Annotated in this window: 6 protein-coding genes; 3 read left to right on the top strand and 3 right to left on the bottom strand. The window is 55.6% G+C overall.

Annotation, left to right across the window (positions count from 1 at the left end):
• Positions 1–69: 69 nt before the first annotated feature.
• Both FHS18_RS27455 and FHS18_RS27450 read left to right on the top strand, forming a co-directional pair.
• Complete coding sequence (locus FHS18_RS27455) at positions 70–1761, top strand: methyl-accepting chemotaxis protein (protein WP_183603588.1); 1692 nt, start codon at positions 70–72, stop codon at positions 1759–1761.
• A 228-nt stretch (positions 1762–1989) separates the two neighbouring features.
• The gene (locus FHS18_RS27450; protein ID WP_183603587.1) at positions 1990–4113 is read left to right on the top strand and encodes a transglycosylase domain-containing protein; all 2124 of its coding nucleotides are present in this window, start codon (positions 1990–1992) and stop codon (positions 4111–4113) included.
• 58 nt (positions 4114–4171) lie between these two features.
• On the opposite strand, the gene FHS18_RS27445 is transcribed toward FHS18_RS27450, so the two are convergent.
• Both FHS18_RS27445 and FHS18_RS27440 read right to left on the bottom strand, forming a co-directional pair.
• Positions 4172–5857, bottom strand: a complete 1686-nt coding sequence (locus FHS18_RS27445) for a DUF11 domain-containing protein (protein WP_183603586.1) — start codon at positions 5855–5857, stop codon at positions 4172–4174.
• Positions 5854–12567: a DUF7507 domain-containing protein gene (locus FHS18_RS27440; RefSeq protein ID WP_183603585.1), complete on the bottom strand. Its 6714-nt coding sequence runs from the start codon at positions 12565–12567 to the stop codon at positions 5854–5856. Before FHS18_RS27440 ends, FHS18_RS27445 begins: the two co-directional genes overlap by 4 nt.
• 214 nt (positions 12568–12781) lie before the next feature.
• Here FHS18_RS27440 and FHS18_RS27435 point away from each other — a divergent pair, with 214 nt between their 5' ends.
• Positions 12782–13327 (top strand): hypothetical protein, encoded by a 546-nt coding sequence (locus tag FHS18_RS27435; RefSeq protein WP_183603584.1) that lies wholly within the window; start codon positions 12782–12784, stop codon positions 13325–13327.
• Between the two features lie 73 nt (positions 13328–13400).
• Here FHS18_RS27435 and FHS18_RS27430 read toward each other — a convergent pair whose 3' ends face one another.
• Positions 13401–14474 carry a branched-chain amino acid aminotransferase gene (locus FHS18_RS27430; protein WP_183603583.1) on the bottom strand — a complete coding sequence of 358 codons (1074 nt, stop codon included), beginning with the start codon at positions 14472–14474 and terminating at the stop codon, positions 13401–13403.
• Between the last annotated feature and the right edge of the window lie 88 nt (positions 14475–14562).

The following is a 14562-nucleotide window of genomic DNA, read 5'->3' as shown; positions in this document are numbered from 1 at the left end:
GAATTATTTGTGAATGAGCCTTGTCATCATGAAAGCAGAACGATAGATAGATAACTAGGAGGAGACATCGTGAGGCTTAAACAATCGTTACTCGTTAAGCTGTTATTGGCATTTGTCGTTATACTTGCTCTTTTCTCGATCGTACTTAATTATTACGTAGGCTCGAACATTAAGGATAAGATGATTCTGGCCGCGCAAGAGAAACTGAATTCGGATATGGCGCTATCGGAATCGCTCTTGGCGGCCCGCTATCCGGGTGATTGGTCGATTCAGAACGGGCAGCTCCTCAAAGGGAATGTAGCGCTGAATAACAACTTCGATTTTGTCGATGAGGTAGGGCGTCTAACCGGCGATACCGTGACGATCTTCATGAACGATACGCGGATCGCGACGAATGTTATGAAGGATGGCGCTAGAGCCGTCAATTCCACGGTGTCCGCAGCGGTAAATGAAGTTGTGCTCCAAAGCAACCAAACGTATATCGGAGAAGCGGATGTCGTAGGGACGTTGAATCAGACGATCTATAAACCGATTCATGACGCCGCGGGCCAAGTGATCGGGATCTTCTATGTCGGCGTACCGTCAACGCCTTTCGATGAGATGGCCGCTGATGCGCAGCGGGAGATTATGATCATCAGCTTCATAATCTTAGTGATCGCCCTGCTGGCTTGCTACTTTATGAGCCGTCCGACGCTATTATCCATTCGTCAACTGGTCCAGCTGACCGATCGTATCGCCAATAAAGATTTGTCCGAGCCGATCGTCGTGAAGTCAAAAGACGAAATCGGCATGCTGGGACGTTCCTTCGAGCAGATGCGCGTCAATCTAAGCGATATGGTCAGCCAGCTAGGTTCGATGGCCGTATCGCTCAAGGAGAACAGTTCGGGATTGTCCGAGGCGGCTGTCCACACGGAACGCTCTTCGGCCGAGGTGGCAGCGTCGATCCAGCAAGTGGCTGCAGGCGCTAGAGCGCAGGCCGATCTGACACACACCATACAATCCAAGATGGCGGTCAATCTGGATAAGGTTCAAGATGGCAGCTTGAAGATGGAAGAAACTTTGACCCATGCCACGGAAGCCACGAGCATGGCCAGACAGGGAGAAGAAGCGATCAATGCTGCGATCGGCAATCTGTCCTCGGTGACCGCGACGGTCGAATACGCAACGAATGCCATTCAGCAGCTAGGCACGCGGTCGGAGGAAATCGGCAGCTTCATCGACGATATCGCTAACATCGCGAGCCAGACGAATCTGCTCGCGCTTAATGCCGCGATCGAGGCTGCGCGGGCTGGGGAGCATGGGAAAGGCTTCTCGGTCGTGGCGCAAGAAGTACGTAAGCTAGCCGAGCAGTCCAGTCATTCCGCCGAACGGATTGCCAACTTGATCCATCAGGTTCGTCAAGAGACGGACGAGACGGTCCGCAATATGGAGTCGCATCTGACGGACGTGGAAGCGCAGGTGAGCTCGCTGACCCAAGGCGGTAAAGCTCTCAAAGACATCGTGCTCAGCACGAGCATCACGAAAGATAACGCTTCGAGCATGCGCATTCTGCTCCAGGAGCTGAACGCAAGCTCCAAGGAAGTCATGGAAGCGATCGGCAGCATCAATGAACTTGTCGAGGCGGCAGCGGGTGCAGGTCAGCAAGTCGCTTCGGCCGCGGACCAGCAGACGGTTACCGTGAAGGGCATATCCGTCTCGTCCAAGGATGTAGCAGCTATTGCGGGCGAATTGAACAATCAGATCAAGGCTTTCCAAGTGTAAAACGGTTGTGTCAATATGTTTATCATGAGTCGCAAGCACCTCTACAGGGTGCTTTTTTTCATGGGTTTGCAGCAGCAAAGTCCTCCATATGATTCATCCGAGTCCAAGCGTGTGTAAATATGGCAGATACGCGCCGCTTCGCACGCGCGATTTCTGATTGGTGCGACGTACCGAAAAAGGGAGCTCAGTGCGAATGGTGTAGGACTTAAGCAATATGGGGGAAATAGAATGACCAACAAACCGAATACACGTTTTTTCACACGCCGCTTGTTAGGGCGAGTCGCGCTGCTGACCGTAGCGCTTTTCCTGCTTGCAGGCACGATCGGATGGGTTGCGCTGCGTTCGCTGGTCGCTGCCCAAGATGTGAGCGTACTCGATGAGCCGCTGCCCGAGGCTACCATTATCTATGACCGTTACGGCCAGGTGGCCAGCCGAATCTCGCTTAATAAAGTGGAGCCGGTCGAATATGAAGTTCTGCCGGAACATCTGATTCAAGCTGTCGTCGCCGTGGAAGACAAGCGATTCTTCGAGCATAAGGGGATGGACTTGCGCTCGATCAGCCGCGCGTTCTTCAAGAACATGACTGCGGGCGACACCGTCGAAGGAGGCAGCACCATTACGCAGCAGCTGGCCAAAAACGTGTTCCTGGAACATGAGCGGACCTGGCAGCGCAAATGGAACGAAATGCTTCTCGCGCAGAAGATCGAATCCCACTTCGAGAAGGAACAAATTCTCGAGCTCTATTTGAATGTCATTTATTTTGGCGATGGTGCCTGGGGAATTAAGCGGGCGGCGGATGTTTATTTTGATAAACAGGTGCAAGAATTGACGGTTGCCGAATCCGCCTTGTTGGCCGGCTTGATTAAGGCGCCGTCGGCGCTCAATCCGTTCGAACATCCGGAGGAGGCCAAGCAGCGCCGGACGGTCGTATTGGAACTGATGAAAGAACAAGGGATCATTGATTCGGAGACCTATGCCGCTGCAATCATGGAGCCGATCAAGTTGAGATCGGACAAATCGAACCGGGTAACCGATATTAAGTATCCGTACTTCGTCGATCAAGTCATTCGCGAGGCAATGGACAGCTATGGGCTGACCGAAGAGGAAGTGTTGCATGGCGGTTTGCATATCTATACGACCCTCGATCCGAAAGCACAGCAAGCCGTGGAAGCCGTCTACGACAACGCGGCCTTGTTCCCGGAGAGCAAGAACGATCAGTTGATTCAGAGTGCCGCGGTGCTGGTCGATCCGCAAGATGGCGGGATTCGGGCCTTGATCGGCGGGCGAGGCGATCAATCGTTCCGCAGCTTGAACCGGGCTACCCAGTTGAAGCGCCAGCCTGGGTCGACGTTCAAGCCAATTGCGGTGTACACGCCGGCACTGGAGAAAGGGTATCAGCCGAACCATATTATTGTCGATGAACCGATCGATATCGACGGGTACTCGCCTAAGAATGCGAGCGGCACGTATCACGGCCAAGTCACGTTATATGAAGCCTTGATTCAATCGTACAATATTCCGGCGGTCAAAACGCTGCATGAGCTGGGCATCGATGCCGGCCTGCAAGCTGCCGAGAAATTCGGCATCCCGTTAACCGCGGAAGACCGCGCGCTCGGCTTAGCTCTGGGAGGATTGCATGAGGGCGTATCGCCGCTCCAGATGGCGGAAGCGTTCGGAGCTTATGCGAATAAAGGCGTCCGGATTCCCGCGCACACGATCAAGCGAATTACCGGCGCCGAAGAGACGGAGCTTGCGTCTTGGCAGGCTGATGAAGGCATTCAAGCGACAACGCCGGACGTGGCAGCTACGATGACCGCGATGCTCAAGGGAGTCGTGGAATCAGGTACCGGCAAGGCCGCGGCAGTGGCGGGACGGGAAATCGCGGGCAAAACGGGCACGACCGAGATGCCGGGAACGAACGGCGACGGCGCACGGGACAACTGGTTCGTCGGGTATACGCCGCAGCTCGTCGGGGCTGTCTGGATCGGCTATGACCGTTCGGATACGAGCCACTATTTGACGACGACTTCCAAAGCGGCAGCTTCCGTTTTCCAATCGGTGATGAGCCAAGCGCTGAAGGATGAGCCGGTCATGACATTCCCTACGGTGGCTGGTGTGCCGCCGGTCATCGTTAAGCCTGCCGAATCGCCGGGCAATGGCGGCAAGAAGTCTGACGATAGTTGGTGGGACGAAGACAATGACAGCGATGAAGACGACGACCGTGGGAATAAAGAAGAGCGGGAAGCGATTAAGCGTGAAGAGAAGCGCGTCAAAGAGATGCTGAAGGAGCTCGAGAAGCGCTGGAATAAAGGTAATGGGAAAGGGAAAGGGCACGATGAGGACAATGACTAGTCCTCCATAAGGGTACGGAATCGGTACAGACAAAAGCAGCCTTAGCGGGCTGCTTTTGTCATTCATTCGTATAGTCAATCGGCAGAATGAGCTCATTCGACAAGCTCTCGCCGGAATAACGGCTGTCACGGTAGGTATAACGGTAACGCGCGGTATAGCGTGTAGTCACGCTGTCCAGATCAAGATGATCGGTTTCGGCGACCATGACCATATAGGTAACCCGCACTGTGCCGCCAGGTGCGATTAGTCCAAGCGTTAAGCCGTCCTCTAATGTAAAAGCGGGAGCGCTTCGGCCGTCAATTCGCGGATCGAGCACGCGGAAACCTGGCGGGTAAGCCGTTCGGAACAAGATCACATCGGCAGCTAGATTGCCGGTGTTCGAGACGAGCATCGTAAACCGCACCGTTTCGCCCATTTCATAATATTGCGGCTGCGCGGAGGCAATGATCGGAATGATAGGCGCCACGAGTTCCGTCTTGACCGTATTGGACTGCGCGTTCTGTCCGACGACTCTGCTGTCGGTAAGCCGGTACGTGTATAACACCCGAACCCGGTTCAATACCGGCTGTAAACCGCCGGCTATCGCTCCAGGCTGTATGCGTACTTGGTAGATAACTACGACCTGTGAATTTGCCCGAATGGTTCCGAGCGTAATTCCGCCGGCAGGCAATCCTCCGGTGCGCGGCGCGCCGTTGATGGTCATACTGTCCACGACGTAGGACGTTCCTGGCGGGATGAGATCGGTGAGTGATGCATCGACGGCAAAACCGCTGTCGTTGGTGACGACAACCTGGTATGTTAATAGGGAGCCGATGGTCGCTTGTACCTGGTCGACTTCCAGGTTAACGCTGAGCGAAGGTTCGACTATATACAGCTTAAGCGGATTGACCGGTTCATTGTAGGACGTGCCGTTGATGGTATAGGCTACATTGCCTTGAATCGTAACTTCGGGCGTTGGAGATACGCCTTCCAACCTGATACTGACCCGGACGTTAACGATCTGGCCCGGCGTTAGCACGCCGATCGGGATGCCCTGGCTGGGATCGATCCATGCCGCAAGTACGCCGTTAATGACAACGCTGCCCGGTACGAAGGAGAATCCCGGCGGGAGCGGGATATAGATCACGACATTCTCGAGCGTATCCAATCCTTCATTCTTCAGCACCACATCGTAAAGGATGACATCACCGGGGAAGGTTACCGGCGAGCTGAGGCTGCCGGAGACGCTGAGCCGATCGCCTGCGACGGAGACGGAGCTAACGTTGGACAAAGCGGCATCATTGACGATCCGTCCATCATACGTCGAGAACGCATATTCAATCCTTGCCTGGTTGGTGAAGTCAAGCGAGGCTGGTATGGCAATGACGATGGCTTGGAAGCTGAGCGCAATCGTCATTCCGACGCCGATGGTCCCTAGCAGTATGCCGGAGTCAGGCGATGCGCCGGGAATAGGCGCACCGCCAACCAATACACTATTGGGAATGAAAGACAATCCGACAGGAAGCGAGTCATATAACGTGGCGTGCGCTTCACGATTACCAGAATTGTTGACGATGACCGAATACGTGACGGTCTGGCCGAGCGATAGTCTGGAAGGCAACGCTTGTTTGGCCGCTTGGAGGATTGCTCCAACCAATGGTGTCTGCACCGTATTCGAGTACGCGACACTTTCGATCGACCCGCTGCTGAACCGGACATGCGTCTGGTTCAGCAGCTTGAAGTCACGCGCACCGCCTTGCGTCATATCGCGACCACCAAGACCTGGAAGGTAACGACCACGGATGCGTTAGCGGCAATCGTACCGATGGTAATCCCCGTGTTCGGGTTGGCCGTTGGCCGAGAAACGCCGCCGACAGTAACGCTTTCTTCGACGAATACGGTGCCGGTCGGAACAGGGTCGATAAGAACGACGCTATTGACCGGTGCGATCCCGTTATTCGTAACGACTATGGTGTACGTAATCGTATCGCCCACGACCGCATCGATTGCCGTCGTGCTCTTAACGACTGAGACATCCGGCGACGAAACCGGAATCGACAGCGTGTTGGAATTGACTGTACCCGACAGTACGCGACCATCCGGAGCGGTATACGTATAGCTGCCGGTCGATGTGTTCACCAGCTGCTGGGACGGCGGAAGCGTCTGAATGATAACCTCGAAGGAGACGGAAACGACGACCGACTGGCCCGGTTGAACAACGCCGATCGAGAAGCCTGCCGAAGGATTCGCTCCCGGCAGCGGCACGCCGTTCACCTGAACGCTGTTCGGAATGAAAGCACCGCCGCTTGGAATCGGATCCGTCAGCACGACTTCGGCCGGCAGATTGCCGGTGTTCGATACCGTCAGGACGTAAGTAACCGTGTCTCCGACGGTTGCATTGTTGGTATCGGCTGATTTCAGAATCGCGATGATTGGCTGGAATACTTGCAGCGACAAGGTGTTCGAGTAGGAGATACCTGAGAAGGCACCCGATGTAAAGCTAGAACTAGCCTGGTCGACCAGCACGGCAGGCGACGGCAGACTCGTTACCAGAGCTTGGAACGTAATCGTCACCGTCGTTCCGGGAGCGATCGTCCCTAACGAGATACCGGCTGCCGGCGAAGCGTTCTGGCGAACGATGCCGTCGACGGTGACGCTATTAGGAACGAACGCGGAACCGTCGGGAATATTATCGATCGTGACCACGTTGGTTACTGGCGCTATACCGCTGTTCGTTACCGTAATCGTGTACGTGATCGTATCGCCAACGACGGCGTTCGGTACGTTCGACGTCTTCACGACCGCGATATTCGGCGCGGATACCGGAATCGACAGCAGATTGGATTGGAGCGAGCCGCCGAGCGTCCGACTATCTGGAAGCGTATACGCGAAGGTAGCCGAAGCCTGGTTGAGCAGCACCTGTCCCGATGGCAGCGAATCGATGAGCACCGAGAAGGAGACCGACGCGGATGTAGCGACGATGCCAAGCGGGATACCCGTCGACGGATTCACGCCCGGCACCGGCTGATTATTGACGATAACGCTGTTCTCCACGAAAGAAGTACCGGCCGGAATCGTATCGGTCAACGTCACCGCCGCGCCGAAATTACCCGTATTCGTGATCGTCACGGTGTAAGTGACCGTATCGCCTACGGTAGCATTCGAGGTGTTGCCTGTCTTGACTGCATTGAGAATCGGCTGATAGATCGGCGTCGTGACGATGTTCGAGAAAGTGACGCCGGAGAAGGTTCCGGAAGTAAACGTTACGGATGATTGGTTGTTCAATTGCGCCGGTGTAGGGAGCGACGTGACGGTAACGTTGAAGACGACGGTAACCGTTACGCCCGGCGCGATCGCATCGATCGTGACGCCGGTTGCCGGATTCGCGCCTTGTCGTGGGACCCCGTCGACGGTAAGCGAGTTCGCGACGAACGCAGATCCCGCCGGTATCGGATCCGTGAACAGGACATTCGTAATCGAAGCGATACCGCTGTTCGTGATCGTTGTCGTATAGGTAACCGTATCCCCGATGGATACTGCCGTAGACGGCGTGCTCTTCACGACGACCGCGTTCGGCGCCGATACCGGGAAAGTGACCGTATTCGAAGGCGACGACTGATTGAAGGTGCGGCCATCCGGCAGCGTATACGAAGATGCCGCTATCGCCTGGTTACTCAACTGCTGCGGCGTTGGCATGAAATCAATGACGACGGAGAACATAATGTTGGCCGTTTGGCCAGCGGCCAGCGTTCCGCCCGGAATGCCTGTAATCGGATCCGTGCCCGGCAATGGCGATCCATTATACAACACGCTGTTCGGAACGAAGGATGTACCGGTCGGAATATTGTCGGTCAGCGTGATCGTCGCCGGATAGTTGCCGCTGTTCGTGACGGCGAGATTGTACGTAACGGTCTGCCCGACGGAAGCATTCGAAGTGTTCGCGCTCTTCACGACCGAGATAACCGGTTGATACACCGGCGTCGATACCGTGTTCGAGTTGGTCAGTCCGGAGAATGCGCCCGATGTGAACGTAACGGTCCCCGTATTGTCGATCACTGGCGGGGCAGGCACGCTGTTGACGGCGTAATTAAAGGTAATCGTGACTGAACCGCCGGCTGGAATCGAGCTGATCGGAATACCGCCGATAGGGCTAGCTCCTTGTATCGGCGTCCCGTTGACGGTTACCGTCCCCGGAATGAAGGAAGTTCCGGGAGGCGTAAGTGCCGTGAATTGGACGTTATTGATCGCCTCGATGCCGCTGTTCGTGACGACGGCCGTATAGACGATGGTGTCGCCGATCGTAACGGCAGTCGAAGTCGTGCTTAGTACGACCCCGACGTTGGGGGCGGATACCGGGAACGTGACCGTGTTGGATACGGCCGAACCGGATAACAATCGGCCGTCCGGCGGCGTGAAGGTATAGGTGGCCGTGCCGAAGTTACTGAGCTGCTGAGGTGACGGCAATGACGTAATGACGACGGAGAAGGAGACGACAGTGGTGCCCCCCGCTGCGAGCGTGCCGATATCGATGCCCGTTGCCGGCGATACGCCAGGAATCGGAAACCCGTTCACGATGACGCTGTTTTCCGTGAAAGTCGTACCTGCCGGAATCGTATCGGTCAGGACGACAGAGGCAGGCAGGTTGCCTGTATTGCTTACCGTCAGCGTATAGACAACGGTATCGCCTTGCGTAGCGTTGTTCGTGTTGGCGCTTTTGACAACCGCGATCTGCGGCTGCGTGACCGGCGTAACGGTCGTGTTGGACGCCGATGTTGCGGAGAAGGAACCTGATGTGAAGCTTGCTGTCGATTGGTTATTAATCTGAGAAGGAATTGGCATCGATATCGTCACCTCGAATGTTACGGTAACCGAAGCGCCTGGTGCCAGGGTACCGAGTGATAGGCCGGATTCAGGTAATGCTTCCGGCTGGGAAACGCCTTGAACAAGAACAGTGCCAGGCACGAATACCGCATTCGACTGAAGCGGATCGCGAAGAACCACATTGTTGACATTGGCAATACCGTTATTGGTTACGACCGATGTGAACGTCAGCGTATCGCCGACGACCGCATCGATTTGACTCACGCTTTTGACGACGGATACATCCGGCAGCGCGACAGGTACGACCACGCTATTGGATTGGGAGATGCGGTTGATCACGCGCCCGTCGCTAAGCGTGAAAGTATAATTGGCCGTAGCTTGGTTGACCAGCTGTCTGCTAGGCGGGAAAGAGACGACATTAACGACATAACTTACGACGGACGTTCCGCCAGCTGGTATAACGCCCACCGGAATGCCCGTGACCGGATCGTATCCCGGCGCAGGAATGCCGTTCACGAGCACGCTGTTCACGACGAACGAACTGCCGACCGGCACAATATCGGTTAAAGTAACGGTTGCTCCCGCGTTGCCGGTATTCTGCAGCGTGAACGAATACGAGAAGGTATCGCCGACCGTTGCATTGGTCGTACTTGCGGTCTTGACGACCGAGACGACAGCCTCCGATACGGCCGTCGTAACCGTGTTCGAGACCGACGTGCCCGTGAAAGCTCCCGAGGTGAAACCGGCGCTCGCCGCATTGCTGATCGTTGCGGATGCGGGTACTGAGGTGACGCGGATCTGGAAGGTGACGGTGAACGTTGTATTCGGAAGAATCGTCCCGAGCGCGATTCCGGCATTGGGATTCGCGAGCGGGGCGGAGACGGAGTTAATGACGACGCTGCCGGCGACGAAGCTGGCGCCAGCCGGCACGGGGTCGGACAGGACAACGTTCGTGACGGGCGCAACCCCGTTGTTCGTGACCAGAAGCGTATAGGTCAGCACATCATTGACGGCAGCAGCGTTAAGGCTCGTAAGCTTATTGATGATGACATTCGGCGATGAAGCCGGGACGGTCACCGTATTCGAGGTACTGGACCCGTTCAGGACTCTCCCGCTTGGCAATGCATAGGAGTAAGTTGAGGCTGCCTGGTCCATGAGCGTCGGAGGCGAAGGCAGCGTGTTCAGCAGCGTCTGGAACGTTACCGTTATCTGTCCATTCGGCGCTAGAGCGCCGATCAAGATCCCGCCGGTCGGCGTTGAAGATGGGCTGGCCACCCCGTTAATCGTTACTGACCCCGGTATGAAGCTGGAGCCTGCAGGGATATTGTCGGTTAGCGTAACGGTGGCGGACCGATTGCCCGTGTTCCGGGCAATGATCGTGTACGTAATCGTATCGCCGACGGTCGCCGCTGTCGTATTGGCCGATTTGGTCAATTGAATGACGGGCTGATAGATCGGCGTCGTCGTCAAATTGGATGCCGTTGTTCCCGTGAAGGTGCCGATGGTGTACGACGCGTTGGATTGGTTGACGAACTGCTGACTGCTCGGCAACGAACTAACCTGCGCTAGCAGATTGACGGTGACCGCGCTGCCGGGAGCGATTGTGCCGACCGGGATGCCGGTGGCCGGGTTCGCAGTTGCGTTCGATGTCCCGTTCACGGTGACCGATCCGGGGACGAAAGTGGCGCCGGATGGCAGAATGTCCGACAGATTGACATTCGTAACCGCTTCGGAGCTGTTATTCGTAATGACGGAAGAATAAGTAATCGTCTCGCCGACTGCCGCGTCCGTAACGTTAACCGATTTGACGACGGTGACGCTCGCCACGGATACGGGAAGCGTGACAGTATTGGAAGCCGCCGAACCTGAAATAACGCGACCGTCAGGCGGCGAGAAGGTGAAGGTGGCCGTGCCTTGGTCGACGAACTGCGGCGGACTTGGCAGACTGTTCACTTGAACATCGAACGTAACGGTTGCCGTAGCGCCTGCCGCTACCGAACCGATGACAACCCCAAGCGGCGGGTTAGCGCCGGGCACGACGTTTCCGTTGACGCGGAAGGTACCGGGAATAAAGGTGCTGCCGGTCGGAATATTATCTGCGAGGGTAACCGTTGCCGCGCGGTTGCCGGAATTGGTAACCAATAGCGTATAGGTAACGGTGCTGCCTACAATTGCAGTTGTGCGATTCGCGCTTTTGACGATGGAGATAATGGCAGCATATACGGGCGTCGAGACTGTATTCGAGGGGATAACGCCGTTGATCGGCGTGCCGCCCGCGACGCTTTGAAAAGTGAAAGCCGCATTTGCACTATTAGGCAGAATAAAGGACCCGGGTATGGACGTCACCCTGGCTTGATATGTGACAGTCACCGAAGTGCTCAAGTTGACGGCCCCGAGGGGAACGCCGGCGACAATGTCGTAGGTAGGCCGGGGAACTCCGGCTACCGTTACGCTGCCGGTAACGAAAGCGAGACCTTCCGGCAGGGTATCCGACAAGACGACGCTCGCTGCATTCGCCGTACCGGTATTACCGACGGTGACCGTATACGTAATCGTATCCCCGACGACGACGCCGGTTGAGTTTGCACTCTTGTTAACGACTATGTTAGGGGAGTTGATATCGATTTGGATGGCGTTCGCATTTACGACATAGGCGTCCCCGGAGGTGGTCAGAATGAGTACGGCAGACGTCTGATTGTTGATAAGCCTTGCGGAGACATCGACATTCGTAATGTCCCAGCCTTGCCGGCCGCCGGAGATATTCGACCCTGGCGTCCCGTTCGTCTGATTGCGGGTGCCGAATGTACCAGTTGTATTCAGCTGGCCCGCATCATTGTTAATCTGCGAGGCAAAAAAGTTGTTCGCAAAGTTGTTCGGCCCCGATAATGCCACTGCGCTGGCTGAGGTTGGCCCGAATAGCGCTTGGTCGCCGGTGCGGTTCGCGTCGCCTTCTTGCGCACTGAATAGCGCTCTGCCGCCCAGAGCGCCCGATACCGGGGTAGCGAAGCCCGTTAACGTGGTTGTGACTGCGCTCGAAGTCGATTGGACAAGAACGGCGCCTGCGCGAAGCGACAGGTTACGGAAGGGGAGTGAAGGGTTGTAATAGATAACGCCGAGCGTCCAGCCGCAGTGGTTGGCCGTCGGATCATTGTTAATGACGACCGTACCGACGACATTGCCGGTCTGATAGGTTCCCGCCCCGCCTTGGGAGACAAGGGTAGTGACATTGGCCGATCGGGTATACGCGAACGCGCCGCTGCCCAGATTGACCTGATTGGCCGTAGCCGAGTCTGGCGTGATGCTGAATGTGCCTGCCGGCGTCGTGAAGGAAACCGCATTATTGATGAACGCAGTCAAATCTACGTTCCCGTTAATGTAGGACCCGCCCCAAATCAGTTCCGCATACAAAATGGTACTGCCTGCAGGAAAGTTCAATATCGCGGCTGAACGGTTACTTGCATAGGCACTGGTTGTTCCTGCCGGATAAGAGCCGAAAGCGGTTGAAGTGGTTGTCGAGACGAATGCTCCAATACTATCCTGCGTTCCCGGCACCCCCGCCGTATCCGAGCGGCTCAGGCCGAGTGTATTTCCTGTAAAGGTGATGGCTCCGGTCGCATTGAACGATGCCCGAGTGATAAGCGGAATGTAGCTCACCCCCTCATGGTACTCTCTCTTGCCTATAAGCGCAGAAAATTACCGAATCTACACCATTTATCTCCCTAACTATATGAGTCCGCGAAGAGGTGTATGATAACTATAAACACCTAGGAAACATGCGACGGTCAGTGAAGTGCTCGTCATGGATGCTTCGGTAAGGGTACAATAGAAGAAGATTCGCATGAACATCGAAACAGGGGAGGAAAGTCTAATGAGCCGTACAACCCACCAAGTGGAATATGGTTATGAACCGCCAGCCGATCATCGCAAAGGAACGCTCATATTCTATGATGCCTTCGAGCATATTCTCCCGCATGAGCTGGACGAGGCAGCAGCCTATGCCGACACGCGCGCATTCAGCAAGCTGGTGCTTTATCCCTTGCATGAAGAGACAGTAAGACGAATGGTGAAGACGCCGGTGCGTCCGTATTACAAACGCGTCGATGAGCTGCATGCGTGGAAGGACGAACGGGATCTGCCTTATGTAACGATTGAAGCGCTAGAAGGCAAGCGGAAGAAGTACACGCCGATAGACGCCGCGCTTCGGCATATGGCGGAGATATACAAAGCGCCGTTCGTGCTGTACATCACGCCGGAGACCGCTAATTTGTTCGCTTCGTATACGTCTTTCGAGGAGTGGATCGTCAAGCTGCGTCTGGTGCTGATCGAACGACCTTCCGACCTTCATCCCAAGCTGGAGAAGTACCGCCACCGCTGGTCGGTGTCGGGGGAGAAGGAAGAGACGAGGAACGGATAATCACACGCGCAAAAAAAACCTCATGCCACACCCGGCCTGTTACGGACGGATGCTGACATGAGGTTTATTCGTATTATTGTTTGACTTCGACTGTCCAGCCGTACGGATCTTCGATATCGCCGTTCTGGATGCCGGTCAGCGTGTCGTACAGCTTGGCCGTCAATTCGCCCGTGCTGCCATCGCGGATGACAAGTGGCTTGTCTTGCCAGTTCATCTCGCCGATCGGGGAGATGACGGCTGCCGTGCCTGTGCCGAATGCTTCTTCGAGCGTGCCGTTCGCGCCGGCTTCATACAGCTCTTCGATCGTGATCGGACGCTCCACGACAGGAATATCCCAGCTCTTCAGCATATGGATGATGGAATCGCGGGTGATACCGGCGAGAATGCTGCCGTTCAGCGAAGGCGTGTAGACCGTTCCGTCGATTTTGAAAAAGACGTTCATGCTGCCGACTTCTTCGATATATTTGCGCTGAACGCCGTCGAGCCACAGAATCTGGGAGTAGCCTTTCTCCGAAGCGGCTTGTTGGGCATTAAGGCCTGCTGCGTAGTTGCCGGCCGTCTTCGCTTCGCCCACGCCGCCTTTAACCGCGCGCACATGGTCGGATTCGACATAGATCTTGACCGGATTCATGCCTTCCGCGTAGTAAGCGCCGACCGGCGACATGATGATCATGAATTTGTACTCGGTCGAAGGCGCAACGCCGAGCGCGGCTTGTGTCGCAATGACGAAAGGACGGAGGTACAGGGACGTGCCCGGCGCCGACGGAATCCAATCTTGGTCCACACGTACGAGCTCTTGCAGCGCTTGCAAGGCAAGCTCACCGTCAACGTCAGGAATGGACAAGCGTGCGTTCGAACGGTTCAGACGCTCGAAGTTCTTCTGCGGACGGAACAGCTGAATGCGGCCGTCTTTGGTCCGGTACGCCTTCAAGCCTTCGAAGATCGTCTGGCCGTAGTGGAAGACTTTCGCTGCCGGATCAAGCGTGATCGGCTGATAAGGAACGATGCGCGGATCGTACCAGCCTTTCTCGACGGAGTAATCGAGAATGAACATGTGGTCCGTGTAGTAGATTCCGAAGCCGAGCTTGTTCTCGGGCGGCTTTTCTTTTTTGTTCGTTGTCAGGGTGATGTCTATGGTTTGAGCCATGTGGCATTCTCTCCTTTAGTGTCATGTTCTCTTATTTGAATGCTACCACTATGTGAGGTATATTGAAAATATCTATTTGAAATGATTC

Origin of the sequence: Paenibacillus phyllosphaerae (genome assembly GCF_014192105.1) — a bacterium.
Lineage (GTDB): Bacteria > Bacillota > Bacilli > Paenibacillales > Paenibacillaceae > Paenibacillus_Z > Paenibacillus_Z phyllosphaerae.
This window is presented reverse-complemented; position numbering and strand designations above follow the sequence as displayed.

Coding starts and splice junctions, on each gene's coding strand:
- FHS18_RS27450 (WP_183603587.1), top strand. CDS start 1,990: ATGACCAACAAACCGAATACACGTTTTTTCACACGCCGCTTGTTAGGG.
- FHS18_RS27445 (WP_183603586.1), bottom strand. CDS start 5,857: ATGACGCAAGGCGGTGCGCGTGACTTCAAGCTGCTGAACCAGACGCAT.
- FHS18_RS27435 (WP_183603584.1), top strand. CDS start 12,782: ATGAGCCGTACAACCCACCAAGTGGAATATGGTTATGAACCGCCAGCC.
- FHS18_RS27430 (WP_183603583.1), bottom strand. CDS start 14,474: ATGGCTCAAACCATAGACATCACCCTGACAACGAACAAAAAAGAAAAG.